Origin of the sequence: Sphingopyxis sp. HIX, assembly GCF_001468285.1 — a bacterium.
In the GTDB taxonomy this organism is placed as follows: domain Bacteria; phylum Pseudomonadota; class Alphaproteobacteria; order Sphingomonadales; family Sphingomonadaceae; genus Sphingopyxis.
Map to the genome: position 1 here is coordinate 1 of NZ_LNSB01000052.1, position 25147 is coordinate 25147.

Annotated in this window: 28 protein-coding genes; 13 read left to right on the forward strand and 15 right to left on the reverse strand. The window is 67.2% G+C overall.

Annotation, left to right across the window (positions count from 1 at the left end; all coding sequences use genetic code 11):
• Positions 1–403 precede the first annotated feature (403 nt).
• The 3 genes from pth to ATE62_RS19745 all read right to left on the reverse strand — a co-directional run bounded on the left by pth (position 404) and on the right by ATE62_RS19745 (position 3021).
• Positions 404–973: an aminoacyl-tRNA hydrolase gene (gene pth, locus ATE62_RS19735; RefSeq protein ID WP_058809428.1), complete on the reverse strand. Its 570-nt coding sequence runs from the start codon at positions 971–973 to the stop codon at positions 404–406.
• Positions 974–1036: 63 nt separating this feature from the next.
• On the reverse strand, positions 1037–1663 hold the full coding sequence (locus ATE62_RS19740; protein WP_082662923.1) for a 50S ribosomal protein L25/general stress protein Ctc: 627 nt from the start codon (positions 1661–1663) through the stop codon (positions 1037–1039).
• A gap of 122 nt (positions 1664–1785) precedes the next feature.
• Complete coding sequence (locus ATE62_RS19745) at positions 1786–3021, reverse strand: ATP-binding protein (protein WP_058809430.1); 1236 nt, start codon at positions 3019–3021, stop codon at positions 1786–1788.
• A 149-nt stretch (positions 3022–3170) separates the two neighbouring features.
• On the opposite strand from ATE62_RS19745, the gene ATE62_RS19750 reads away from it, so the two are divergent.
• Both ATE62_RS19750 and ATE62_RS19755 read left to right on the forward strand, forming a co-directional pair.
• A complete protein-coding gene (locus tag ATE62_RS19750) occupies positions 3171–3596 on the forward strand; it encodes a hypothetical protein (protein ID WP_058809431.1) in 426 nt (141 codons plus the stop codon).
• A 52-nt stretch (positions 3597–3648) separates the two neighbouring features.
• Positions 3649–4650, forward strand: coding sequence for a fumarylacetoacetate hydrolase family protein (locus ATE62_RS19755; RefSeq protein WP_058809465.1), 1002 nt, complete (start codon positions 3649–3651; stop codon positions 4648–4650).
• A 64-nt stretch (positions 4651–4714) separates the two neighbouring features.
• Here the strand turns inward: ATE62_RS19755 and ATE62_RS19760 are convergent, their stop codons facing one another.
• The 7 genes from ATE62_RS19760 to ATE62_RS19790 all read right to left on the reverse strand — a co-directional run bounded on the left by ATE62_RS19760 (position 4715) and on the right by ATE62_RS19790 (position 11854).
• The gene (locus tag ATE62_RS19760) at positions 4715–5683 is read right to left on the reverse strand and encodes a type II secretion system F family protein (protein WP_058809466.1); all 969 of its coding nucleotides are present in this window, start codon (positions 5681–5683) and stop codon (positions 4715–4717) included.
• A 70-nt stretch (positions 5684–5753) separates the two neighbouring features.
• Entirely contained in the window at positions 5754–6725 is a 972-nt protein-coding gene (locus ATE62_RS19765) for a type II secretion system F family protein (RefSeq protein WP_058809432.1), read from the reverse strand.
• Between the two features lie 65 nt (positions 6726–6790).
• The gene (locus ATE62_RS19770) at positions 6791–8059 is read right to left on the reverse strand and encodes a pilus assembly protein CpaE (RefSeq protein ID WP_058809433.1); all 1269 of its coding nucleotides are present in this window, start codon (positions 8057–8059) and stop codon (positions 6791–6793) included.
• Entirely contained in the window at positions 8056–8700 is a 645-nt protein-coding gene (locus ATE62_RS19775; protein WP_058809434.1) for a CpaD family pilus assembly protein, read from the reverse strand. The genes ATE62_RS19770 and ATE62_RS19775 overlap by 4 nt, the downstream gene beginning before the upstream one ends.
• 25 nt (positions 8701–8725) lie before the next feature.
• Positions 8726–10282, reverse strand: coding sequence for a type II and III secretion system protein family protein (locus ATE62_RS19780; RefSeq protein WP_058809435.1), 1557 nt, complete (start codon positions 10280–10282; stop codon positions 8726–8728).
• Position 10283: 1 nt separating this feature from the next.
• Positions 10284–11318: a Flp pilus assembly protein CpaB gene (gene cpaB / locus ATE62_RS19785; RefSeq protein ID WP_058809436.1), complete on the reverse strand. Its 1035-nt coding sequence runs from the start codon at positions 11316–11318 to the stop codon at positions 10284–10286.
• A 47-nt stretch (positions 11319–11365) separates the two neighbouring features.
• Positions 11366–11854, reverse strand: a complete 489-nt coding sequence (locus tag ATE62_RS19790; protein ID WP_058809437.1) for an A24 family peptidase — start codon at positions 11852–11854, stop codon at positions 11366–11368.
• Between the two features lie 94 nt (positions 11855–11948).
• Between ATE62_RS19790 and ATE62_RS19795 the strand changes: the two genes are divergently transcribed.
• The gene (locus ATE62_RS19795; RefSeq protein WP_058809438.1) at positions 11949–13079 is read left to right on the forward strand and encodes an NAD(P)/FAD-dependent oxidoreductase; all 1131 of its coding nucleotides are present in this window, start codon (positions 11949–11951) and stop codon (positions 13077–13079) included.
• Positions 13080–13168: 89 nt separating this feature from the next.
• Positions 13169–13345, forward strand: a complete 177-nt coding sequence (locus tag ATE62_RS23025) for a YegP family protein (RefSeq protein WP_082662925.1) — start codon at positions 13169–13171, stop codon at positions 13343–13345.
• Between the two features lie 19 nt (positions 13346–13364).
• On the opposite strand, the gene rnhA is transcribed toward ATE62_RS23025, so the two are convergent.
• From rnhA to ispH, 3 genes are read right to left on the reverse strand one after another with little or no spacing between them, the layout of a single operon-like run.
• Positions 13365–13826, reverse strand: coding sequence for a ribonuclease HI (gene rnhA, locus ATE62_RS19800; protein WP_058809439.1), 462 nt, complete (start codon positions 13824–13826; stop codon positions 13365–13367).
• Positions 13823–14785: a homoserine kinase gene (gene thrB / locus ATE62_RS19805; protein ID WP_058809440.1), complete on the reverse strand. Its 963-nt coding sequence runs from the start codon at positions 14783–14785 to the stop codon at positions 13823–13825. Before thrB ends, rnhA begins: the two co-directional genes overlap by 4 nt.
• The gene (ispH, locus tag ATE62_RS19810; protein WP_058809441.1) at positions 14785–15771 is read right to left on the reverse strand and encodes a 4-hydroxy-3-methylbut-2-enyl diphosphate reductase; all 987 of its coding nucleotides are present in this window, start codon (positions 15769–15771) and stop codon (positions 14785–14787) included. The genes thrB and ispH overlap by 1 nt, the downstream gene beginning before the upstream one ends.
• A gap of 207 nt (positions 15772–15978) precedes the next feature.
• Here ispH and ATE62_RS19815 point away from each other — a divergent pair, with 207 nt between their 5' ends.
• The 9 genes from ATE62_RS19815 to tatC all read left to right on the forward strand — a co-directional run bounded on the left by ATE62_RS19815 (position 15979) and on the right by tatC (position 23243).
• Positions 15979–16590, forward strand: a complete 612-nt coding sequence (locus tag ATE62_RS19815; RefSeq protein ID WP_443028876.1) for a hypothetical protein — start codon at positions 15979–15981, stop codon at positions 16588–16590.
• Between the two features lie 135 nt (positions 16591–16725).
• Positions 16726–18453, forward strand: a complete 1728-nt coding sequence (argS, locus tag ATE62_RS19820) for an arginine--tRNA ligase (RefSeq protein WP_058809467.1) — start codon at positions 16726–16728, stop codon at positions 18451–18453.
• On the forward strand, positions 18453–19232 hold the full coding sequence (locus ATE62_RS19825; RefSeq protein WP_058809443.1) for an SPOR domain-containing protein: 780 nt from the start codon (positions 18453–18455) through the stop codon (positions 19230–19232). Before argS ends, ATE62_RS19825 begins: the two co-directional genes overlap by 1 nt.
• A gap of 105 nt (positions 19233–19337) precedes the next feature.
• A complete protein-coding gene (gene nagZ / locus ATE62_RS19830) occupies positions 19338–20345 on the forward strand; it encodes a beta-N-acetylhexosaminidase (RefSeq protein ID WP_058809444.1) in 1008 nt (335 codons plus the stop codon).
• A gap of 16 nt (positions 20346–20361) precedes the next feature.
• A complete protein-coding gene (locus ATE62_RS19835) occupies positions 20362–21132 on the forward strand; it encodes a segregation and condensation protein A (RefSeq protein ID WP_058809445.1) in 771 nt (256 codons plus the stop codon).
• On the forward strand, positions 21129–21722 hold the full coding sequence (gene scpB, locus ATE62_RS19840) for an SMC-Scp complex subunit ScpB (protein WP_058809446.1): 594 nt from the start codon (positions 21129–21131) through the stop codon (positions 21720–21722). The genes ATE62_RS19835 and scpB overlap by 4 nt, the downstream gene beginning before the upstream one ends.
• A gap of 69 nt (positions 21723–21791) precedes the next feature.
• Positions 21792–22022: a twin-arginine translocase TatA/TatE family subunit gene (locus tag ATE62_RS19845; protein ID WP_058809447.1), complete on the forward strand. Its 231-nt coding sequence runs from the start codon at positions 21792–21794 to the stop codon at positions 22020–22022.
• Positions 22023–22053: 31 nt separating this feature from the next.
• Entirely contained in the window at positions 22054–22437 is a 384-nt protein-coding gene (gene tatB, locus ATE62_RS19850) for a Sec-independent protein translocase protein TatB (RefSeq protein WP_058809448.1), read from the forward strand.
• Complete coding sequence (gene tatC / locus ATE62_RS19855; protein WP_058809449.1) at positions 22434–23243, forward strand: twin-arginine translocase subunit TatC; 810 nt, start codon at positions 22434–22436, stop codon at positions 23241–23243. The genes tatB and tatC overlap by 4 nt, the downstream gene beginning before the upstream one ends.
• 15 nt (positions 23244–23258) lie before the next feature.
• On the opposite strand, the gene ATE62_RS19860 is transcribed toward tatC, so the two are convergent.
• Complete coding sequence (locus tag ATE62_RS19860) at positions 23259–23354, reverse strand: entericidin A/B family lipoprotein (RefSeq protein WP_443028877.1); 96 nt, start codon at positions 23352–23354, stop codon at positions 23259–23261.
• A gap of 257 nt (positions 23355–23611) precedes the next feature.
• A complete protein-coding gene (mgtE, locus tag ATE62_RS19865) occupies positions 23612–25036 on the reverse strand; it encodes a magnesium transporter (RefSeq protein WP_058809451.1) in 1425 nt (474 codons plus the stop codon).
• Positions 25037–25147: the final 111 nt, after the last annotated feature.

A 25147-nucleotide genomic window follows, 5' to 3' on the forward strand; every position in this document is an offset into this window, starting at 1 on the left:
AATCCTCCCTGCGGCGAAGCCGTGGGGAGGGGGAGCGAGCGGAAAGAAGGAACGCGCGGGGCGCGTTGCTTCCCGCGAGCCCGAAGGGTGGTGGAGGGGTCGACGCCATAAACTCGGCTCAAGGCCGCCACCCCTCCACCATGCTTCGCATGGTCCCCCTCCCCATCGCTTCGCGACAGGGAGGATTAGGATGGCAGCCACCGCCCGATACCGGCCGTCGCCGCCGCCGCAACAAAACCGCTTTCCTAATAAATCGCGCTATGGTCTATCATTGCGGATGACGCATATTCCTCCGCCAGGGCCACCAACGGCGGCCGTGCTAACGCCTTGTTCGCACGCGCGATGGGGCGTCAACTTAGTCAACTTCCGCGGCGCAAGAACGGCGATCCGCCGGACCGCTCCGCTACCCCTGCAGCCGCAGCGCCACGTCGCTGACAAAGCGCGCATCGTCGCCATCGGCGAGCCGCGGCGCCTCGGCCGCGATCGCGCCGAGCAGATCGGTCAGCGGTTCGACCTCGCTCTTGTGGTAATTGCCGAGCACATGGCCGGTGACGCGGTCCTTGGTCCCCGGGTGGCCGATGCCGATGCGCACGCGGCGGAAATCGTCGCCGATATGCTGGATCATGCTGCGGATGCCGTTGTGCCCCGCCGCCCCGCCGCCCTGCTTGACCTTGATCTTCATGGGCACGAGGTCGAGCTCGTCGTAGAAGACGGTGACGTCCTGCGGCGTCAATTTATAGAAATCGAGCGCAGCGCGCACGCTGCGGCCGCTTTCGTTCATGAAGGTGCCGGGTTTCAGGATCAGGACGCGGTGGCGCCCGATGCGGCCGTCCTGCAGCCAGCCCTGGAATTTCTTCGCCGGGGCGGGAAAGCCGTGCATGTCGGCGATGACGTCGGCGGCCATGAAGCCGACATTGTGACGATGCATCGCATATTGGGGCCCGGGATTGCCGAGGCCGACCCAGAGCTGCATGGCAGTGCCTTTCTCCAGGTCCGGAAGGGGCCGCCTCCGCGAGGGAAGGCGGCCCGATCAGGGTCAGGCTTCTTCGGCGGTTTCGCCGTCATCCTTGGTCGTGTCGCCGCCGCTGGACTTCAGCGCCGACGGGGCGACGATCGTCGCGATGGTGAAATCGCGGTCGGTGATCGCGCTCTCGCTGCCCTTGGGCAGGGTCACGTGGCTGATGTGGATCGAATCGCCGACGTCGAAGCCGGTGACGTCGATCGAGATGTCGTCGGGGATCTTGTCCGCGTCGCAGACCAGTTCCAGCTCGTGACGAACGATGTTCAGCACGCCGCCACGCTTCAGGCCCGGCGAGGCTTCTTCGTTGGCGAAGATCACCGGAACCGCGACATTGACCTTGGCATCCTTGCTGATGCGCAGGAAGTCGGCGTGGATCGGGCGATCCTTGACCGGGTGGAAGGCGACGTCCTTGGGCAGCGTGCGGATCTGCTTGCCGCCGACGTCGATCATCACGACCGAGTTCATGAAGTGACCCGTCATCAGCTGCTTCATCAGCAGCTTTTCTTCGACGTGGATCATCAGGGGTTCTTCCTTGCCGCCATAGACGACGGCGGGGACGCGGCCATTGCGACGCAGGTCACGCGAGGCTCCCTTGCCTCCGCGTTCGCGCGTCTCGGCCGTCAGCGTCAGCTGATCGCTCATATATATTCTCCGAGTACGGTTACACAGTTCCGCCACGCCTCCAGGGATGACCATGACGGAAGCGCGGGCGCATAGCGGGGAAGCGGCGGAAATGCAAGCGCCGCTGCGCGGCCGCGCCTGGCTCAGGCGTCGCCCGCCAGCGCGAAGGTCACCGACACGCGCGTGCCCTTGCCGACCTCGCTCTCGATATCGAGCTGGCCCTGGTGCCGTTCGCTGATGTGCTTGACGATCGCGAGGCCCAGCCCGGTGCCGCCGACCGAGCGGCTGCGCGCCTCGTCGACGCGGTAGAAACGCTCGGTCAGGCGCGGCAGATGGTCGGGCGCGATGCCTTCGCCCTCGTCGCGCACCGCCAGCCGCGCGCGCGGGCCTTCGCGCAGCAGTTCGACGGTCACCGGGGTGTCGGGGCGGCCATATTTCATCGCGTTGGAGATGATATTGTGCGCGAGCTGGCCGAGCTGTGCCTCGTCTCCCAGCATCGGCAGCGGTTCGGTATCGAAGCTCGCGACCACATCCTTGGCGCGCGGATGCTCGCTGTCCTTGAGCTGCGCGATCGTCGTGCGCACGATCGCGGACAGGTCGACCGGGGTGGTCGGGCGGCGGAAGCGGTCGGCCTCGACGCGCGAGATCGAGAGCAGGTCGATCACCAGCTGCTGCATCCGTCGCGCCTCGCGCTCGATGATCGACAGGAACCGGTGCCGCGTCGCGCCGTCGGCCTCGTCTTTCATGTCCTGCAGCGTCTCGACATAGCCGAGGATCGCGGCGAGCGGGGTGCGGAGTTCGTGGCTGGCGTTGGCGACGAAGTCCGAGCGCATGCGGTCGGCGGCGTCGATCGCCGAACGGTCGGACAGGAAAATGATCCGCTCGCCCCCCGACAGAGCGGCGATGTGCATCGTCCAGCGCTGCCCCGGGCGCGGAAAATCGGCGAGATGGATTTCCTGCAGCGTATCGGGGCTTCCCGCCGCGGCCAGCGCGTCGATCGCGCCGGGGTGGCGGATCGCGGTGCGGATGTCGGCGCCGACGATATGCCGCCCCAGCAGGCGGATCGCGGCGTCGTTGGCGATGGTGACGATATGGTCGTCGGTGCCGATCAGCGGCTCGCGCTCCTGATCGGCCCAGCGCGCGAAATCGGGATGGCGCAGCAGCGATCCGGGCAATGCGGGCAGGGGCTCGGCCGGGATTTCTCCGGTGGTTCCCGCCATCGTGTCGGGCGCCGCGCCATGGACGACCAATATCGCGGCGATGCCCGCGACCGCCAGGATCGCGATCGTGAGCGCGTCGCCGCCGGCGAGCATCGCGAAAATCGCCGCGATGGCGACCAGGGTCAGCGCCACGACGAGGCTGGAGAGTCGGTCGAACATCGGCGCTCCGCCTCGCATGAAGCGGGGGCGGCGCGCAAGCGGCTTTACGGTGATTAACGCTCGGTTCGCGAATGTCCCGAAACGGGAAGCGCGGCGGCGCGCGCGGTCTTTTGCTTTTCCTTGGGCTTTTGGTGGTTTATGCGCCGGTCATGGACGAACAGGATCAGCCGACTGGCGCGGGGGCGCCCGAAACCGCCGATGGCATCGAGGGTGTGCCGACGCGTCGCCGCGCGCTGATGCTCGGTGCGGTCGGCGTCTCGGCGGCGCTGACGATTCGTCCGGCCTTCGCGCAGACCGCGGTGTCGGTGATGAACTGTCAAATCCCGGTTCCCGACGTGTCGGGCGCGGGCAAATATATCGACGCCAAGGGCAATCTGGTCGCTGCCGGCACGCAGGGCGCCTTCCCGGGCTCGCCGCGGCCGTTCACCGGCGAGGAAGTGAAGCGGGCTTTCCGCGGCCAGACGCTGCCCGGCACCAGCTACAACCAGTCGCAGGCCTACCTCCAATATATCCGGCGCTTGCAGGCGGGGCAGAGCGGCTTTACCTGCTTCGCATCGATCCAGATGCCGCGCTGATCATCGCTCCCCCGATCGGGCGATGCGCGGCATCGCAGACAAAGGGACGGATGTGAAACTAGCTTCGCTCAAGGGTGGCCGCGACGGCCGGCTCGTCGTCGTTTCGGACGACCTCGCATGGTATGCCGACGCCGGGCAGATCGTCCCGACATTGCAGGCGGCGCTCGACAATTGGGCCTATGCCGCGCCGCGGCTGGCCGCGCTGGCCGAGGACCTCAACCACGACGCGATCCCCAAGGAGCGCTTCCACGAGCGCGACGCCGCCTCGCCGCTGCCGCGCGCCTATCAATGGGCCGACGGCAGCGCCTATGTGAACCATGTCGCGCTGGTACGGCAGGCGCGCGGCGCCGAAATGCCCGACAGCTTCTGGCACGATCCGCTGATGTACCAGGGCGGCAGTGACGCCTTCCTCGCGCCGCGCGACCCGATCCCGCTCGGCGACCCCGCCTGGGGCTGCGACATGGAGGCCGAGGTGGTGGTGGTGACCGGCGACGTGCCCGCGGGCATCGACCCTGTGGCGGCGCGCGACCATATCCTGCTCGTCGGGCTCACCAACGACGTGTCGCTGCGCGGGCTGATCCCGGCCGAACTCGCGAAGGGTTTCGGCTTCTTCCAGTCGAAACCGTCGAGCGCGATGTCGCCGGTATTCGTCACCCCCGATGTGCTCGGTGACCGGTGGAAGGGCGGCAAGCTGCACGGCACGCTCTCGGTCGATCTCAACGGCCAGGCGCTCGGCCGCGCCGATGCGGGGGTCGACATGACCTTCGATTTCGGCGCGCTGATCGCCCATGCGGCGAAGACGCGCGATCTGGGCGCCGGGACGATCATCGGGTCGGGCACGGTGTCGAACCGCGACGCCGACGGCGGTCCGGGCAAGCCGATTGCGCAGGGCGGCCTCGGCTATTGCTGCCTCGCCGAAGTGCGCACGGTCGAGACCATCCTCGAGGGCGAGCCCAAGACGCCGTTCATGCAGAAGGGCGACACCGTGCGCATCTGGATGGACGACGACCGCCACCACAGCATCTTCGGCGCGATCGAACAGACCGTCGGCTAACCGTCGCCGACGGCCGCGGTGCCGGCGTTGCGGGCTCCCGGCGAACACGGGAGCCGCGCAACGGTTATTTGTTGACGAGTGCGTCCGAAAGCGAACAGGCGGCCGGGCCCAGGATCACGATGAACAGGCACGGCAGGATGAATAGGATCAGCGGCACGGTCATGATCGCGGGCAGGCGCGCGGCCTTTTCCTCGGCGCGCATCATGCGTTCGTTGCGGAATTCGGCCGAAAGGACGCGCAGCGCGCTGGCGAGCGGCGTGCCGTATTTCTCGGTCTGGATCATGGTCGTGACCACGCCCTTCACCGATTCCAGGTTCACGCGGTAAGCGAGATTCTCGAAGGCTTGCCGGCGTTCGGTGAGGAAGCCGAGCTCGATCGAGGTCAGCGCGAATTCCTCGCCCAGTTCGGGATAGGCGCGGCCCAGTTCCTTGGCGACGCGGCTGAAGGCGGCGTCGACGGTCAGGCCGGCTTCGGCGCAGATGACGAGCAGGTCGAGCGCGTCGGGCAGGCCCTTGCGGACCGCGTCGGTGCGCTTGGTGCGCTTGTTGTCGACGAACAGGTCGGGCGCCTTGTAGCCGAGCACCAGCGCCGCCATCAGCGCGCCCGCGCGCTTGACCGGGGTCAGGTCGGGCCACATGTCGATGCCATAGATCAGGAACGCGGCGAGGCCGCCGAGCACGATCGGCATGATCAGGCGGCCGAAGATCACCGCGACGGCGAGGTCCTTCGAACGGATGCCGGCCTGTGCCAGCTTCTGCTGCACATCCTTGATCTGGTCTTCCTGCAGCACCTGCAGCTTGCCCAGGAAGGTGCGCATCTTGTCGGCGGTCTGGTTCTTGCGAACCAGCTTCGCGCGGCGCTTCGCGGTCGAGGCGGTGATGCCGGCCTTCAGCTGTTCGCGGCGTTCGTTGAGCGCCTTCACGCGCTTCGCCATCGGATCGCGGACGGTCAGCGCGCCATAGAGCGCGACGAGGACCGCGCCGACGCCGACCGCAGCGAGCACGGTACCGATCCAGACGACGTCGATGCCCATCAGCTTCGGACCGCTGGTGGCCCCGGTGAAGGCGGCGAGGAGCAGAGTGCTGTTCATTCGTCCGCTCCCGTCAGATTTCGAAGCTGATCATGCGCGCCATGATGAAGGCGCCGATGCTCATCCAGACGAGTCCGCCGAGCCCCGTGACGATCAGCCGCTGTTCGGAGAAGAAGCCCGCGAGATATTCGGGGTTCATCGTCCAGACGATGCCGAACACGAAGAAGGGCAGGGCGCCGACGATATAGGCCGATGCCTTGGCTTCCGACGACATGGCGCGGATCTTGAGCTTCATCTGCGCGCGCTTGCGCAGCACGTCCGACAGGTTCGCCAGCGTTTCCGCCAGGTTACCGCCCGTTTCGCGCTGGATCGCGATGGTGATGCAGAAGAACTGGAACTCGGGCGTGCCGAGCATCTCGGCCGATTCCTGGAGCGCAGCTTCCATCGTGTTGCCGATGCGGATGCGCTCGACCACGCCCTTGAATTCCTCGCCGACCGGTCCCGGCAGTTCCTGGCTGACGACCTGGAAGGTCTCGGTCACCGGAAGGCCCGATTTCAGGCCGCGAACGAGCAGATCGATCGCGTCGGGAAAGCGCGTGTTGAACTTGGCGACGCGCTTCTTGATGAGGCTGCCGACGACGAAATAGGGCAGGCCAATCGCCGCGAAGGCGCCGATCATCGCAGCGAGCAACAGGGGGCTGCGGATTGCAATCAGCAGGCCCGCCGTGACGACGAAAATCACCATCGACGCCATCATATACTGGCTGACGGTCCACGTCTTTCCGGTCCGCCGCAGCCGCTTTTCCATCTCTTCGCGGCGCGGCATCAGGCTCGACAGGTTCGTTCCGCCCTTGCTGCTCGATGCCTGGATCGTCTTGCGCATCTGCGCGGCGACGACCGCCTCGGTCGAGGCGGCATGCCGGTCCTTGACCATCGCGAGGCGCCGCGACTTGGCCTTGCCGGCCGACGGGCCGCCGAGCAGGATCACGAGCATCGTGAAGGCCAGGAAGGCGCCGCCGATGATGAGGATGACTGACAGATCCATGATGCGATTTCGTCCGCTTCTAGTCCATGGCTGGCGGCGGCCGGACTAGCCGGCCGCAGTCACGCTTATTTCTTTTTCAGGATCACGCCGCCGATGCCGCCGATCTTGCCGAGCAGCGAGCCGCCCGACTTGGCCTTGGCTTCGGGCTTCGGCGCTTCCTCTTCGGCGTCGGCGCCGTCGAGGATCAGGCGCATCAGCCCGTTCCACACCTGGCTCGACTTGGTGCCCTTGCAGATTTCGGCATAGGATTTGCCGAGCTTCGCCGACTGGCTGACCAGCTTGGGGTCGAACGGAATGGTGATGTCGATGGGGCGCTCGATCGAGGATTCGAACTCCTTGCGCGACAGTTCGCCCACCGCATTCTGGAACTTGTTCGCGACCAGGATCACGCGCGCGCCGGGGACATTCTGCTTGAACCACGACAGGATACGGATGGTGTCGCGCGCCGAGGCGAGCGTGACGTCGCTGACCAGCAGGATCGTCCCCGCTTCCGACACCAGGTGCGGGAAGGGGATCAGCACGTGGCGCGGGATGTCGACGATCGTCATCTCGAACGCGTTGCGCAGTTCCTCTTCGAGCTGGAAGAACGCCGAACCATCGGTCAGCACCGGCTGGTGGATCGGCGCCTCCGCCGACAGCAGGCTGAGCTTGTCCGACGCGCGCACCATCGCGCGCTCGATGAACAGTCCGTCGATGCGGCTGGGATTGTCGATCGCGTCGATCAGCCCGCGGCCGGGTTCGAGGTCGAGCGTCAGCGCGCCGGTGCCGAAATGCACGTCGAGGTCGAGCAGCGCGGTCTGGCGGCCGGCCTGTTCGCTCATCGCCCAGGCGAGCGAGGTCGACACCAGCGACGCGCCGACGCCGCCGCGCACGCCGACCACCGCCATCATGTGATGCGGCTTGTCGTCGACCATGTCGGCATGCTTGGGCGCCGACAGCATCGCCTGCGCCATGGTCAGCGATTCGCGGACCTGGTCGAGCGACAGCGGCTTGAGCAGATAATCCTGGATCCCGCTCGACAAGAGGTCGCGGTACAGGCGGACGTCGTTGACCTGGCCCGCGGCGATCACCACCGTGCCGGGTTCGCAGACTTCGGCCAGCGCGTTGATGTCGTTGATCGGGTCGCCCGATTCGGACATGTCGACGAACAGGATGTTCGGGCTCGCCGAGACCGAGAGCGACTGGACCGCATTGCGCAGCCCGCCCTTGTTGCACTTCTCGATCGGCCAGCCCATGTCGTTGGCGGCGGCGCGGATCAGCTCCAGCGTGTCGTCGTCGCAGACGAAGGCGTTGAACGGTTCGCGCAGCCCGGCTGCTTTGAAAGGCGCGTTCACTGGCTGCCTCCTTCGCTGGTCGAGACGGCCTTGAGCGCCCCGGCCCCCGTCGGCGGCTTTTCGCGATAAGTTTTGATCGCGCGCGTAGCGGTGCTGGGGTCGTAATTCGCGTCGCTCGATCCCTTGATCAGGTCATTGGGGTCGGCGACCATCGCGGCGAGGTTGCTGTTCGTCGCGCAGCCATAGTTGGCCGAGGTCGAATTGGTGAAGTTGACCGACGATTTGCTCGACCAGTCGGGGCAGCCCGGGACATGCGCCGAGGCGCGCGTCACGACGACGCGGACGCTGCCCTGCGGCACGACGCCCGTGGTCACCGGAACCGCATCGCTCATCAGCAGGCCGCGGCGCTCGACCATCGAACGGATCGTCGCATGCGCGCTGCCCGAGCCATAGGGCGAGGGATCCTCGACCGCGATGCGGTCGCCGTAACGCACGCCCATCGCGTCGAGCCAGCCCTGCAGGCGGCCTTGTTCGCTCGGCGGCAACTCGCCGCCGCTGGTCGCGACGTCGAATTGATAGATCGAGTTGCGCACGAGCGGCTGGTGCACCGAATCGAGGCTGGCGTTGGTGTGGGCGGTGCCGGTGCATCCGGCGATCGTCGTCGCCAGCGCCAGCACGGTCCAAGTTGCGATCTTTTTCATACCCTTGCTCCTGAAAACCAGCGCGTCACTTGATGCTGAAACCCGGCGACACCTCGGCCCCGCCGCGCAGGCGGTCCGCGTCGGCCGGCGACGTCTCGAGCCGCGGCTTGGGCCGGTCGCCGCCGGTCACGCCGTTGCTGGTCTGGCCGAGCAGCAGGCGCGACAGGTCGTTCGAGTCCTGGAAGGCGTCGGTCGGCAACTTGATTTCGTTCGCCGACACCGGCTGCACCAGATAGGGCGTCACGACGATCACCAGCTCGGTCTCGCCGCGGCGGAAGCTGTCCGACTTGAACAGCATGCCGAGCAGCGGCACGTCGCCGAGGCCGGGCATCTTGTCGATCGCGCCGATCGAGCGGTTGTTCATCAGGCCCGCGATCATGAAGCTTTCGCCCGAGCCGAGTTCCACCGTGGTCTCGGCGCGGCGCACGGTCAGCGCGGGAACCTGGAAGCCGTCGAGCTCGATCGCCCCCTCGGTCGACAGTTCGGACACTTCGGGGCGCACGCGCAGGCTGATGCGGCCGTTCGACAGCACCGTGGGCGTATAGGCAAGGCTGACGCCATATTTGCGATATTCGATCGTCGTACCCGCGAAATTGCCCGGGATCGGAACCGGGAATTCGCCGCCCGCGAGGAAGTCGGCGGTTTCGCCCGAAATCGCGGTCAGGTTGGGCTGCGCCAGCGTCGCGACCAGGCCCGATCGCTCGCCGATATCGAGCGAGGCGATCAGGTCGAGCCCGAACAGGCGGCCCGCGCCCGCCAGGCTGCGAACGCCGGCCGGGGTGGTGATGCCATATTCGGTGCCGAGCGTGGTCGAGCCGATGGGCTGCCCCGTGACCGGGTCATAAGGCCGCGGAACGGGGCTGCCGGGGAAAACCGCGGTCGGCGCCGTGGGATAGTTGATGGTGCCGGCGCTGCGGCCGCTGAACACGCCGCCCAGGAAGCCGTTGCCGAGCGCGCTGTCGCGGTCGCGGGTCAGCAGGTTGCCGCTGATTTCCTTGACCAGCGAACGGTTCACCTCGGCGATGCGGACCTGCAAATTGACCTGCAGCGGCGTCGCGGTGCGCAGGCGCGAAAGCACCTTGGTACCGTCACCGACAAAGGCCTGGACCAGGCGTTCGGCCTCGGCGGCGTCGTCGGGCGACTGGACCGTCCCGGTCAGCAGCACGAAGCCGTTCATCGTGTTCGCCGACACCTTGGCGTCGGGCATCGCCAGCGCGAGCATCTGGTCGATGGTCTCGATATTGTTGCCGACGCGCGCGACGGTCGAATAGACGACCCGGCCGCTGGCATCGGTGGCATAGATGCTCGTCTCGCCCGGCGCCTTGCCGAAGATATAGAGCTGGCGGCTCGACCGGACCTGGACGTCGGCGACCTTGTCGTCGGCGACGAAGATGTCGGTCATCGCGGTGGGCAGGCTGATCAGGCGGCCGCGCCCGACCGACAGGTCGACGCTGCTGCTCGCATTCTGGACCGCCTGCGCCGAAGCTTGCTGGCCGGGGGCGGACACCAGGGTCGCCGCGACCAGGCCGATGGCCAGGGTGCGGGCCAGCGCCGCTGCCTTGAAATTGGCTTTGCTCTTCATCTTACTTACCCCCAACCGGAACTTCGGTCACCTGGCCGCCGCGCGTGACGCGCACGACGGGACCGCGGGGGGCCGCCGGCGCGGCGCCGCCCATGGGCACCGATGCCCCTCCAGAGAAATTCTGCTGCGGCTTCGGCTGCGACACGCGGCCGCTGACCGGAACCCAGAAGCGCGATACGTCGCCGCCGGTCGTCGCCGAGGCACGGCCCGAGGTCGGGCGCCCGGCGGCTTCGGCCATCATCTTCTTTTCGGCGGCCGTGCCGCCCTTGGTCGGCACGTTGACCGCGCCCGAGGCGATGGCGGCGTCGAGTTCGCCGGCGCTGTCGGCCAGCGGGCGCAGCGCAAGCGACAGCTTGCCCATGCCCTGCGCGACCGCGATGCGTTCGGCGATCTCGGGCGTCGCTTCCAGCGTTACCGAGCCGAAGGTGCGGACCGGCGTCTTGCCCGTCTCGTCCTCGGCGTCATAGCGCTGGTCGGTGGCGAGCACGCGGACGTTGTTGACGATCGTCTCGGCGGTGTACAACTGGTCATCGGGATAGCTGCCGCCTTCCTTGACCTCGATCTCCTGCGCCAGCACTACGTCGACGCGGTCGCCCGGGAAGACGAAGCCGGCGACGCCCTGTTCCTGGCTGACCTTGACCGTCACCGCGCGCATGCCCGGGCCGAGCGCCGCGGCGAGGAAGCCGCGGTCGCCGGGATGGACGAGCGCACCCTGCGTCAGCGGCTGGCCGGCGGTGATCGGATAGCGCACCACCGTGCCGACCAGGTTGTTCACCTCGGTCTTTTCCTTCAGGAAGTAGGCCTTTTCGACCAATTCCTTGGGCCAAGGCTGGAAACGGAAGCTGTCGGGGCCGATGATCGTCCCGACCGGCAGCTGGCGCGTGGCGACCAGGATCATCGGACCCTGGGCCTCCGGTGCCGCGGCTGCGCGTGCCTGCGGCGTCGATGCGCCACGCATCATCTGGTTGACCCCGAACGCTGCACCGATCGCAATGATCAGCGCGCCGACGATCAGCATAATCTTTCGCGTATCCATGACGATTTTTCGCCTCCTGCACTCGCCAGACGCGGCGGTGCTTGCCCTCAACTCGACCCGATAACCTGAAACTGGTTAAGATATTGTTGGTGAAGCGCCCAAAGGCCCGCGGCCGCGATGGCGACCCCGTATGGCACCTCCGGCTTGTCCTTCGGACGCGTGATGATCTGGTGCACCAGCATGGCCGCCGACACCGCGGCGCCGGCCAGCGCCATCACCATCAGCGCCTGCGTGGCGATGCCCGTGGGTATCCACAAAAACACGGCAAAGACGTTCTTCACGTCGCCGCCGCCCATCGCGCCCAGCGCATAGAGCAACAGGAAAAAGGCGAAAGTCGCGGCCGCGACCCCCATCACGATCGTGACGTCGGGCCACGGCGACCAGCCGGCGAGATACCAGAAGGGAATGGCAAAGGCGGCGATCAGGCCGTTCAGCCCGTTCGAAATCTCGCGCCAGCGCAGGTCGCTGATCGCCGAGCAGGCCATCAGGATCGCCGCGAGCGTCATCAGGATCAGCAGGGTGACATGGCCGGCCATGGCGCCTGTCCCTAGAGATCATGGCTTACCAAATGGTAACCATGTTCCGCCGCGGCCGGCTTGCAATCCGTCCGCCAGCCGATATGCGCCGGGCATGGCCACCGCTCCCCCTTCGGACATCGATGTGCTGATCGTCGGCGCCGGCATCGCGGGGGCGAGCCTCGCCGCCGCGCTGGCGCCGCACCGCGCGGTGCTGATGATCGAGGGCGAGGATATGCCCGGCTATCACGCCACCGGGCGGTCGGCCGCCTTCTGGCAGGAAAGCTATGGCGGAGTTGGGGTGCAGCCGCTGACGGCCGCGTCGTTCGGCGCGCTCGCGCATCCCGACCCCGGCTTTTCGGATCGACCGTTCCTGCTGCCGCGCACGGCGCTGATGATCGGGCGCCGCGACGAGGCCGCCGCGGTCGATGCCTTTGTGGCAGAGTTCGGTGCGCAGCGGGTTGAAGTATCGCGCCTTTCGGCGGCCGAGCTGGCCGGACGGATCGATGGGCTGCGGCCCGAATGGAGCGAAGGCGCCTATGAGCCATCGTGCCGCGACATCGACGTCGGAGGGTTGCACGCGGCCTATCTGCGCGCGGCGAAGCGGGCCGGCGCACAACTGGCTGTGCGGACACGATTGGTGAGCGTGCGGCGCACGGCCAGTGGATGGGCGGTCGAAACGGCGCAGGGGACGATCCGCGCGGCGGTGATCGTCAATGCCGCCGGCGCCTGGGCCGACGAAATCGCGGTCGCCTGCGGCGCGGCGCCGGTCGGCATCCAGCCCTATCGCCGCACGCTGGCACAGGTCCGGCTGAGCGTCCCGACCCCTGCCGCGTTGCCACTGATCGGCCACGTCGGCGGGGATTTCTATTTCAAGGGTGAGGGCGAAGGCCGCATCTGGCTGAGCCCGCACGACGAAACACCCAGTGATCCGTGCGATGCGGCGCCCGAGGAGATCGACGTCGCGCTCGCGATCGACCGGCTGCAGTCGGTGGTCGACTGGCCGGTCGCCGCGGTGGAGCGCAAGTGGGCGGGGCTGCGCAGCTTCGCGCCCGACCGGCTGCCCGTGTTCGGTCCCGATCCCGCGGTGCCCGGTTTCTTCTGGTGCGCGGGGCAGGGCGGGTTCGGCATCCAGACCGCGCCGGCGATAGCCGCCCTTGCCGCCGCGCAGCTCGGCGCGCTCGCACCGGCTGGGGCCATCGCCGCGATCGATCCGGTCGTCTATGCGCCGTCGCGCTTCGCCTGATACCCCCATCGACCCGCTTGCGCGCGGCTGCGGGCGGGCTAACATGGGTTAGCCGCACGGACCGGCGGCCTAATGTTTGGAGGATATCCATGGCCCATTATTTCGAGATCAAGCAGAACAAGGCCGGCGAATATGTCGCCTATTTCAAATATAACAGCGAGACGATGTTCTGGACCGAGGGCTATTCGAGCAAGGCGTCCGCGGTGAACGCCATCGAATCGATCAAGAAAAACGGTCCCGGCGCCGAGACCAAGGAAGCCGAATAAGCGCTCTGGTGCGGGCGCCTCAGCGCGCCCGCGCCTTTCGCATGACTTCCAGCGCGGCGTCGCTCGCCAGCTGGTCGGCCATCTCGTTGTCGGGATGGCCCGCGTGGCCCTTGACCCACAGCCACTCGATATCGTGGCGCTTCGCCTCGGCGACCAGTCGCTGCCACAGGTCGGCGTTGGCCACGGGTTTCTTCGCTGCGGTCTTCCAGCCGTTCTTCTGCCAGCCGAACACCCACTTCGTGATCCCGTCGCGGACATAGACGCTGTCGGTTGACAGCTCTACCTTGCACCGGCGCTTCAGCGCCGCCAGCGCCTCGATGGCCGCCATCATCTCCATGCGGTTGTTCGTCGTGTCGGGTTCGCCGCCGGACAAGGTCTTCACGACATCGCCCCAGCGCAGCACCGCGCCCCAGCCGCCCGGCCCCGGATTGCCCTTGCAAGCGCCGTCGGTCGCGACGATCACCGTCTTGCCCTCGCTCATGCGGCGGCGAACAGGTCGGCGGCGTCGGAGGCCTGGTAACGGCGCAACCGTTCGAGGAAGGGCGAAGGATCCTTGCGCGTCACCAGCGCATCGGCGGGGGTGTGGATCCAGTCGTGCGCGCGGGTGAGCAGGAAGCGCAGCGAGCAACCGCGCGCGAGCAGCGGCAGCGCTTCGCGTTCGGCATCGCTCAGAGCGATTTTTTCGCCATAACCGGCCATCAGCGCGCCGGCGCGGGCGCGGTCGCATGACTTGCCGTCGCTCGAAAAGGTCCAGGACGCGTGGGTGACCGCGACGTCATAGGCGCGATAGTCGGTCGCGGCGAAATAGAAGTCGATGAGACCCGTCACCTCCTCGCCCAGCATCAGCACATTGTCGGGAAAGAGGTCGGCGTGGACGACATGCGCAGGCAGGTCGGTCGGCCAGCGGGCATCCAGATAGTCGAGTTCGGCGGCGACGACGTCGGCCAGCCCCGGCCGTACCGCGTCGAGGTCGCCCGTCGCCTCGGCAATGGCGCGCCAGTGGCGATGCCCCATGCTGTTCTCGCGCCCGCCCTTATAGCCCGCCAGCGCGTGGTGCATGCCGCCGAGCGCGGCGCCTGCCGACTGGCACTGGCCCGCGGTCGGCTTGGTCAGCGAAATCCCCGGCAGGAACTGGATGATGCACGCGGCGCGGCCCGCGATCCGCTGGATCGCTTCGCCGCCGCGGTCGCGGATCATCGCGGGCACCGCGCAGCCGCTCGCCGCCAGATGCGCGAGCAGGTCGACGAAGAAGGGCAGGTCGCCGACGCTGACGCGCTTTTCGTAGAGCGTCAGGATGAAGCGCCCGCCGCTCGTTTCGAGCAGGAAATTGCTGTTCTCGACCCCCTCGGCGATACCCTTGCACGACACCACGGTCCCGATGTCGTAACGGGCGACGAGCGCGGCGAGATCGTCGGGATCGACTTCGGTATAGACGGCCATCAGGCGGCTGCGGGTTCGAGGCCGCGCGGCAGCTTGAAGATCATATTTTCCTCGGCGATCACCACGACTTCCTCGTTGATCGGCCGCTGTGCCGCGATCGCGTCGATCACCTCGCGCACCAGCGTTTCGGGCGCACTCGCGCCCGCGGTGATGCCCAAAGTGCCGATATCGGCCAGCCACGCCGGGTCGACGTCGGTGCCGCGCTGGACCAGGTGCGCGGGGGTGCCCAGTCGCTCGGCCGCCTCGACGAGCCGCAGGCTGTTCGAGCTGTTGGGCGCGCCGATCACGATCATCCGGTCGCAGCGCCCGGCGATCGCCTTCACCGCTTCCTGCCGGTTCGAGGTGGCGTAGCAGATATCCTCGCCGCGCGGCCCGGCGATCGCCGGGAAGCGGTGCTGGAGCGCCGCGATGATGTCGCGCGTGTCGTCGACCGACAGCGTCGTCTGGGTGAGGAAGGACAGCTTCCCGGCATCGGCCGGCGCCAGTGCGGCGACGTCGTCGACCGATTCGACCAGCGTCATCGCGCCCTCGGGCAGCTGGCCGAGGGTGCCGACGACTTCGGGGTGGCCGGCGTGGCCGACGAAGATGATGTGGCGCCCGGCCTCGTTCGCGCGCTCGGCCTGCCGGTGGACCTTCGACACGAGGGGGCAGGTCGCGTCGATATAGTCGAGCCCGCGCGCCTCGGCCTTGGCGGGCACTGCCTTGGGCACGCCGTGCGCGCTGAACACGACGGGGACGCCGTCGGGCACCTGGTCGAGCGATTCGACGAAAATCGCGCCTTTTGCCTTCAGCGTGTCGACGACATAGCGGTTGTGGACGATCTCGTGCCGGACATAGACCGGCGCGCCATAGCGTTCGATCGCCAGCTCGACGATGCGGATCGCGCGGTCGACGCCGGCGCAGAAACCGCGCGGCGCCGCGATCAAAACCTTGAGTTCCGCCGCTTCGCCGCGCTTTGCGGGGGGCAGGGGGTGGGGAGCGTTCATCTTGCGCGCGCTCTAGCGCAGCATGGCATATGGGGTAAAGCGGCTTGTCCGTGTTGCGCCTCGTTCATCCCCCCGATAAGAAGCGGCGCGCATGGAGCAGGGATCATTCGTCCTCGTCGCTCCGGCCCAGTTGGAAAGCCTGCCTCTATGAATCGCATTTCGTCCCCGCCCTTCAAGTTTTTCGCCGTCCTGTGCGGCACGGCGGCCATGGCGACGGTGGCGGGCTGCGCGAAGGACAACGAGCTCGACCTGTCGGGCGGCGTCGGCATCACCGCGACGCGCTCGGCGTGCCCCGCGGTCGCGGTGCCGATGCACACCGGCGACGTCACTTTGTTCGACCCCGCCACGAGCCGCGACGCGGCGGCGATCGACGTGGTGGCGGCGATCACCAACCTGACCCCGCAGTGCAACGATAGCGGCGAGAAGGTCTATCAGCTCGCCAGCTTCGACGTCGTCGCGACGCGCCGCGACGCCGGCCCGGCGCGCTCGGTCACCATCCCCTATTTCTCGACCGTGGTGCAGGGCGGCACCGCCGTCGTCGCCAAGCGGCTCGGTAACGTCACCGTGACCTTCGCCGACGGCCAGACCCGCGGCTCGGGTCGTGCGCAGGCATCGGCCTATGTCGACCGCGCCGCCGCGACCTTGCCCGCCGACATCATGGAACGCATCACGCGCCGCCGTAAAGCCGGCGACCAGGATGCCGCGGTCGATCCGCTGAGCGTCCCCGAGGTCCGCGCCGCGGTGCAGCGTGCCAGCTTCGAATTGCTCGTCGGCTTCCAGCTGACGCAGGACCAGCTCGAATATAACGTCCGACGATAATCCTGCGGCGGCGCGCCTTCGCGCCGTTCGCCTCGTTTCGCCCTGCGGCGCCACCGGGCGACGCAGGGCTTTTCGCGTTGCCCAAGCTGTTATAGGGCGCGCGCCAGCACTATGATCAAAGATAGGCCCAAGCCCGTGACCCTGTTCAGCCGTTTCACCGACCATATCGGCACCGCTCTCGACGCCCTGTCCGCGAAAGGCGCAATCCCCGCCGGTCTCGACCGCGGATCGATCAGCGTCGAACCGCCGCGCGATCCGGCGCATGGCGATGTCGCCACCAACGCCGCGATGGTGCTGTCGAAGCCCGCGGGCATGAATCCGCGTGCGCTCGCCGACCTGCTCGTCGTCGAACTCGGCACGCTGGACGAGGTGATCGAGGCGAGCGTCGCGGGGCCCGGCTTCATCAACCTCCGTCTCGCCGACGACAGCTGGCGCGCCGAACTGGCGCTGATCCACGCCGATGCCGGCGATTACGGCCGCTCGGCGATGGGCGCGGGGCGCACCGTCAACGTCGAATATGTCTCGGCCAATCCCACCGGGCCCATGCACGTCGGCCATTGCCGCGGCGCGGTCGTCGGCGACGCGCTCGCCGCGCTACTCGAATATGCCGGGCACAAGGTGATCCGCGAATATTATGTCAACGACGCGGGTGCGCAGGTCGACGTCCTCGCGCGCTCGGTGCACATGCGCTACCGCGAGGCGCTGGGCGAGGATGTCGGCGCGATCCCCGACGGGCTCTATCCCGGCGATTATCTGATCCCGGTCTCGCAGAAGCTGGCGACCGAATATGGCGACCGCTTCGCCCGAGCCCCCGAAAGCGCCTGGCTCGGCCTGTTCCGCGCCGAGGCGGTGAGCGCGATGATGGACATGATCCGCGCCGACCTCGCCAAGCTCGGCATCCATCACGACCTCTTCTCGTCCGAGGCCGAGTTGCAGGCCGCGGGCAAACCCGCCGACGCCGAGGCGTGGCTGCGGGCGCACGACCTCGTCTATGACGGCGTGCTCGAGGCGCCCAAGGGCGAGACGCCCGAGGATTGGGAGCCGGTCGAGCTGCCGCTCTTCCGCTCGACCAAATTCGGCGACGACCAGGACCGGCCGATCAAGAAGTCGGACGGCAGCTGGACCTATTTCGGCGCCGACCTCGCCTATCATTTCCAGAAGAGCCAGGACGCCGACGAGCTGATCGACATCTGGGGCGCCGACCATGCCGGCACCGTCAAGCGCATCAAGGCCGCGGTCGCGGCGCTGACCGAGGGCCGGAAGAAGTTCGACGTCAAACTGGTCCAGATGGTCCGGCTGCTCAAGAATGGCGAGCCGTTCAAGATGTCGAAGCGCGCGGGCAATTTCGTCACGCTTGCCGATATCGTCGACGAGGTCGGCAAGGATGCGGTGCGCTTCACCATGCTGACGCGCAAGGCCGACGCGCAGATGGATTTCGACTTCGCCAAGGTGGTCGAGGCGTCGCGCGACAATCCGGTCTTCTATGTCCAATATGCGCATGCGCGGATCGCGTCGCTGAAGCGCAAGCTCGCCGATGCGGGGATTGCGGCGGCGGCGCCGAACCCCGCGCGGCTGGAAGAGCATGAGCTGGCGCTGGTCAAATTGCTCGCGCAATTCCCGCGAATCGTCGAATCGGCGGCGTCGGCGCGCGAGCCGCACCGCATCGCTTTCTATCTGGGCGAGGTCGCCGCCGCGTTCCACGCCTGGTGGAATATGGGCAACGACCGTCCCGAGGTCCGCGTCATTATTGCCGATGACCCCGAATTGACCGCGACTCGCCTTTATTTGGCCGATGGAATCGGGCAGATACTCCGGAACGGGCTCCACTTGATGGGGGTGGAAGCGCTCGAGGAGATGCTTTGATGGCCGAGGACAAGGACGCCGCGACGGACGCCGGACTGGGGCTGGGCGACGAGGATCGGCTGCCCTGGCTCGAAGCCGCCGACGAATATGAGGATGACGGCGAGGTCTCGCCGACCCGGCTGCTCGTCATGGTGCTCGGCGGACTCGTCCTGATCGGCTTGGTGCTCGGCGGTCTGTGGTGGATCCAGAATGGCGGCGCGCGTGGGCAGGGCGAACTGATCGCGGCGCAGGAAGGCGATTACAAGGTCGCGCCGAAGAACGACGCCGCCAAGACCTTCGAAGGCGAGGGCGACGCGAGCTTCGCCGCGAGCGAAGGCGTGCTGCCCGCGGGCAAGGTCGATCCGACGCGCATGCCCGAGGAACCGGCCGCGACCCCCGCGGAGCGCGAAGCCGCGGCCAAGGCCGCAAAAAAGGCCGAAGCCGACAAGGCCGCTGCGGCCAAGGCGGCGGCTGCGAAAACCGCGCCCGCGGAGAAGGGCAAGCCGGTCGCGACCTCGGTCAAGACCGCCGAGGCGGCAACCAAGGCTGCACCCGCCCCGGCGGGGTCGGCGATGATCCAGCTCGGCGCGTTCAGCAGTGAGGAAGCCGCGGCGAAGGCGTGGATCAACCTGACGAAGCGCTTCGCCTATCTGTCGGGGCTCAACAAATCGGTGTCGCCGGCGACGGTCGACAGCGGCAAGGTCTATCGTCTTCGCGCGGTGGCGGGAACGACCGCCAATGCGCAGAGCTTGTGCGGGAAATTGCGCGTTGCCGGTGAAAATTGCGTCGTCGTCCGCTGAAACGGCTCGCCCCGTCGCAGCGGTCATTGGTTCGCTAACCTTGTCATGTCATCATTCCAGCCTTGGTGGCCGCTCGAGGGGGCGGCGGCCGGTGGAGATTGACGCATGATTCCCGCCATTTTCGGCCTTTCGGGCCTGACCCTCACCGACGACGAGCGCGCCTTCTTCCGCGACAGCGATCCCGCAGGTTATATCATTTTCGGCCGAAATGTCGAAAATCGCGAACAATTGCGGCGGCTGACCGACAGTTTGCGTGATCTCGACGGGCGCGACAATCTGCCGATCCTGATCGACCAGGAGGGCGGACGCGTCGCGCGCATGAAGGCGCCCGAATGGCCCGATTTTCCGAGCGGCGCGGCGTTCGACGCGCTTTACGAGCGCGCGCCCGCCAGCGCGATCGAGGCGGCGCGGCTCAACGCGATGGCGCTGGCGTCGATGCTGTCCGAGGTCGGGATTACCGTCGATTGCCTGCCTCTGCTCGACGTGCGCCAGCCGGGCGCGAGCGACGTGATCGGCGACCGGGCGCTCGGCAGCGAGCCGATGCGCGTCGCGGCGCTGGGCCGCGCGATCCTGAGCGGGCTGCAGGACGGCGGCGTTGTCGGCATCGTCAAGCATATCCCCGGCCACGGCCGCGCCTTGCTCGATTCGCACAAGGAATTGCCCGTCGTCCACGCGCTCGACCGCGACCTCCAGACCGACCTTGCGCCCTTCGCGGCGCTACGCGACGCGGCGATGGCGATGACCTGCCACGTCGTCTTCACCGCGTGGGACCCCGACCGCCCCGCGACGCTGTCGCCGCTGGTGATCGACAGCGTGATCCGCCAGCGCATCGGGTTCCACGGGCTGCTGATGAGCGACGACCTCGATATGGAGGCGCTGTCGGGCGACGTCCCTTCGCGCGCGGCCGCTGCCGTCGCGGCGGGCTGCGACATCGCGCTCAACTGCTGGGGCAAGATGGACGACATGGTCGGCATCGCGAACAGCCTGGGTCCGATCAGCATGATCTCGCGTGCAAGGCTCGAAGGCGCGATGGACCGCATCGCGGGCACGCACGACGCGCGCCAGTTCGCGTTGCTCGTCGACCAGCGCGACGCGCTGCTGGCCCTCGCGTGATTGGGGCTTGACCTGAATGGAAGAACTGCCGCTCGACCTCGACCTAGCGCCGGCGGCGGGCGAGCGCGAGGATGCGCTGCAGCTGAGCCTCGACAGCTGGGAAGGCCCGCTCGACCTGCTGTTGACCCTCGCGCGCAGCCAGAAGGTCGACCTCAGGCAGATTTCGATCCTCCAGCTGGTCGAGCAATATCTGGGCTTCATCGCCGAAATGCGCGCGAAGCTGGAGGTCGCGGCCGACTATCTGGTGATGGCGGCGTGGCTCGCCTACCTCAAATCCGCGCTGCTGCTGCCCAAGGATCCGCTCGAGGAACCGTCGCCCGACGAACTCGCGCTGCGGCTGCAACTGCGGCTCCAGCGGCTCGCGGCGATGCGCGAAGCGGCGGCGCGGCTGCTCGCGCGCGACCGCATCGGGCGCGACGTCTTCCTGCGACCGAAGCCCGAGGGGCTGCGCGACGTCAAGCTGCGGCGATGGGACGCCAGCCTCTACGACCTGCTGTCGGCCTATGGCCAGGTGAAGGCGCGCACCGAGCCGGTGGTGCATATGGTCGCGCGGCGCCCGGTGATCACGCTCGACGCGGCGCTGCATCATCTGGAGCGGCTGATCGGGATCAAGCTCGATTGGGCCGAACTCTCCGATTTCCTGCCCTCCGATTATGACGGCCCCTTGCGCCGCTCGGCGATCGCGTCCAGCTTCGTCGCCGCGCTCGAACTCGCGCGGCAGGGGCGCGTTGACCTGAAGCAGGAGGCCGCGTTCGAACCGCTTTATCTGAGGGCAGCACAGCAATGATCGACGACCGCGAACGCGCGATAGAGGCGATGCTGTTCGCGAGCGACGAGCCGCTCGACGCGCGGCAGCTCGCGGCGCGCTTCGCTGAGGAAATTCCGGTGGCCGAGGTCAGGGCGGCGATCCAGGCGATCGCGGTGCGGCACGCGGGGAGCGGGATCGAACTCGTCGAACGCGGCGGGCACTGGCATTTCCAGACCCCCGCCGACCTCGCGCACTTGCTGCGCCGCGAACGCGACGATCCGCGCAAGCTGTCGCGCGCAGCGTCCGAGGTGCTGGCGATCGTCGCCTATCACGAGCCGGTCAGCCGCGCCGAGATCGAAGCGATCCGCGGCGTGCAGACCTCGAAGGGCACGTTGGACGTGCTGATGGAGGCCGAATGGATCGCGCCCGCGGGGCGCCGCGAGGTTCCGGGACGGCCGCTGATCTACAAGACGACCGACGCATTTTTGCAGCATTTCGGGCTTAGCAGCCGCAAGGATTTGCCGGGTATCGAGGATCTGCGCGCCGCAGGCCTGCTCGACCCGGTCGATCTGGCATATGAAGAGGCGATGGGCGAACTCGACCTGGTCAAGGACGGCGAAGAGGCCTGACGCTTTTTTTAATCGCAACGTGCATTCGGCAGGGCTTGCCCCTATATGGGCGGCTCAAGGAGATTTGAGATGGGTGGTTTGAGCATCTGGCACTGGCTGATCGTCGGGATTCTGGTCCTGCTGCTGTTCGGCAAGGGCCGCTTTTCGGACATGATGGGCGACGTCGCCAAGGGCATCAAGAGCTTCAAGAAGGGTATGTCGGAAGACGATACGCCGCCCGCGCCCAAGCATCTCGAAGGCCAGCGCGCGCCCGACGCGACCCCCGCGCCGACCCCGACCGCCGACCGCGACACGCTCTGACCGCGTTCGCCTGCGGGGGATAGTTTAAGCCATGTTCGACGTTGCGCCCACCGAGTTGCTGCTCGTGGTGGTGGTGGCCCTGGTCGTCATCGGCCCCAAGGACCTGCCCAAGGCGATGCGCTTCGTCGGCAAGTGGATGGGCAAGGCGAAGGGCATGGCGCGCCATTTCCGAGCCGGCCTCGACACGATGATGCGCGAAGCCGAGCTCGAGGAGCTCGAAAAGCAGTGGCGCGCGCAGAATGAGGCGATCATGCGCGAATTCCCGCGCGTCGACGACGATACGCCGCCGGCGGTTTCGATCGCCAAGGCGCTGCCCGAACCGGTCAAGGACGAAGCGGCGGCTGCGACTGCGCCCGAAGGCGAGCCGGTGCCCGAAACGCATGTGGTGCCGCCGAAGGACGGGCCGCTGCCATGAGCGCCGAGGGTCCCGTGACTGCCGAAGAGGATGGCGCCGGCGGCAAGATGCCGCTGCTCGACCATCTGATCGAATTGCGCTCGCGGCTGCTCAAGTCGCTGCTCGCGGTGGCGGTGGCATTCGGCGTCTGCCTCTATTTCGCCGAGGACATCTTCCGCATCCTCGTCCGCCCGCTCGTCGAGGCGGGGCAGGGGCGGATCATCTATACCCAGTTGTTCGAGGCCTTTTTCGTCCAGATCAAGGTCGCGCTGTTCGCGTCGATGATGATCGCCTTTCCGGTGATCGCCAACCAGCTGTGGAAATTCGTCGCGCCGGGGCTCTACCGCAACGAGAAGCGCGCGCTGCTGCCCTTCATCTTCGCGACCCCCGTGCTGTTCGCGGCGGGGGCGAGCCTGGCCTATTTCGTGACGGTGCCGGTGGCGCTCAAATTCCTGCTCGGTTTCCAGGGCGACCTCGGCGGCATCCAACAGGAGGCGCTGCCCTCGGTCGCCAATTACCTCAGCTTCATCATGCAGTTCATCATGGCGTTCGGCATCTGCTTCCTGCTGCCGATCCTGCTGATGCTGCTCGAACGTTCGGGAATCGTCACGCGCCAGCAGCTCATCTCGGCGCGGCGCTATATGATCGTCGCCGCCTTTGCGATCGCCGCGGTCGCGACGCCGCCCGACATCCTGAGCCAGTTCCTGCTCGCGGTGCCGCTGATCCTGCTTTACGAACTGTCGATCTTCGCGATCTGGTTCACCCAGCGCCGACGCAAAACAGGCGCCGAATCGGCGCCTGTCGAGCCTCTCGAAGAGGCCAAGTAGCGGGTCGGAACCCGGTCAGTCGATGGCGTCTTCGCCAGCTTTACCGACCGATTCGATATCGCGGCCCGCACCCTGCACCGCGTTGCAGCCAGCGACCAGAAAGCTTGCCATCAACGCCAGAATGATTGCGCGAAAACTCGTCATCGTTCCTCACCTTGTTTTTTGGACCAGATGCAAAATGGCCCGGCACGCTTCGAGGGGGGGGGAGGGAATACGCGCCGGGCCAATGTTGCTGAGCAGCGCTGCGGGGGGGCGATGACCGCTGCTCATATGGGAAACGACCGGTGCGGTGGATAAGTTCCCAAAAAAAGCTGGGGAGGCGAAATTTTTTTCGATTCTTTTGAATCGCTTGCGATTCCAGCACTTTGTCAGCCGAACGAGGTGAGCCCGCTGGCGACGGCGAGGCCGAGGAAGGCCAGGAAGCCCATCGAATCCGTCGTCATCGTCACGAAAATCGAGCTCGCGACCGCCGGATCCTGATCGAGCCGGTCGAGCAGAAGCGGGATCGCGACCCCCGCGACCCCGGCGACGAAGATGTTGACGATCATCGCCGCGGCGATGACGCCGCCGAGCAGCGGGTTGCCGAACCACAGTGCGGTTGCGACCCCGGCGATCGCGGCGATCGTGCCGCCGTTGAGCAAGGCGATCTTCATTTCGCGGAAGATGGCGCGCCAGCTGTTCGAATCGGTGAGCTGGTTCATCGCGAGCGCACGGACGGTCACCGCGAGCGTCTGGGTGCCCGCATTGCCGCCGACCCCCGCGACGATCGGCATCAGCGCGGCGAGCGCGACCATATGTTCGATCGCGCCGCCGAAAAAGGCGACGACGCTCGACGCGACGAGCGCGGTGCCGAGATTGGCGACGAGCCAGCGGACGCGCGCCACATACGTATCGCGGATCGGTTCGTTGATGTCGCCGTCGCCGGCGCCCGACAGGCGCAGGATATCCTCGCCGGCCTCTTCCTGGATGATGTGGACGACGTCGTCGACGGTGATCATCCCGACGAGGCGTCCGGCCTTGTCGACGACCGCGGCCGAGATCAGCGCATATTTCTGGAAGCGGAGGGCAACCTCTTCCTGGTCCATGTCGACCGGGATCAACGTCTGTTCGCGCTTCATCACGTCGCCGATCGCGATGTCGCGCGGGGTGCGCAGGATCCAGCTCAATTGGCAGGTGCCGACCGGTTTGTGCAGCGGGTCGACGACGAAGATTTCCCAGAAATCGCTGGTCAGCTCGGTGTCTTCGCGCAGCCGGTCGATGACGTCGCCGACGGTGACATGTTCGGGCACCGCGACGAATTCGCGCTGCATCAGGCGCCCGGCGGTTTCCTCGGGGAAGGAGAGCGCGTCCTCGATCGCGGCGCGATCCTCGGGCTCCATCGCCTCGAGCACCGCCTGCTGCTCGTCCTCCTCCATGTCCTCGATGATCGCGACGGCGTCGTCGGTATCGAGTTCGGAGGCGAGCTCGGCGACTTGCTCGGGCGCGAGCAGGTCGATCAGCTCCTCGCGCACATAGTCGTTCATTTCCGCGAGCACGTCGGCGGAGAGCAGGTCGCCGATCACCGCGGCGAGCATCGGGCGCTCGTCGGCGCGCGCGAGCTCGAACAGGTCGGCGATGTCGGCGGGGTGCAGGCGGCCGATACGCTCGCGCGCGGCTTCGCCCTCGCCGGCCTCGGCGAGGTCGATCACGTCGCGGACGAATTCGGGCTTCAGCCGGTCGTCCTCGTCGAGTTCGGTTTCGGGGGCCTCGACCAGCACGTCGTCGGGCGGCAGGGAATCTTCGCGTTTGTCCATCGCGCGGTCCTCCCTGGCTGTGCGGTGTCTCTGCCTCCCCCTAGGCCCGCGCCTGCGATAAGGCAACGCCGCGCGGGCGGGCTGCGCAATTTCTGCGTGGCATTAAGGCGC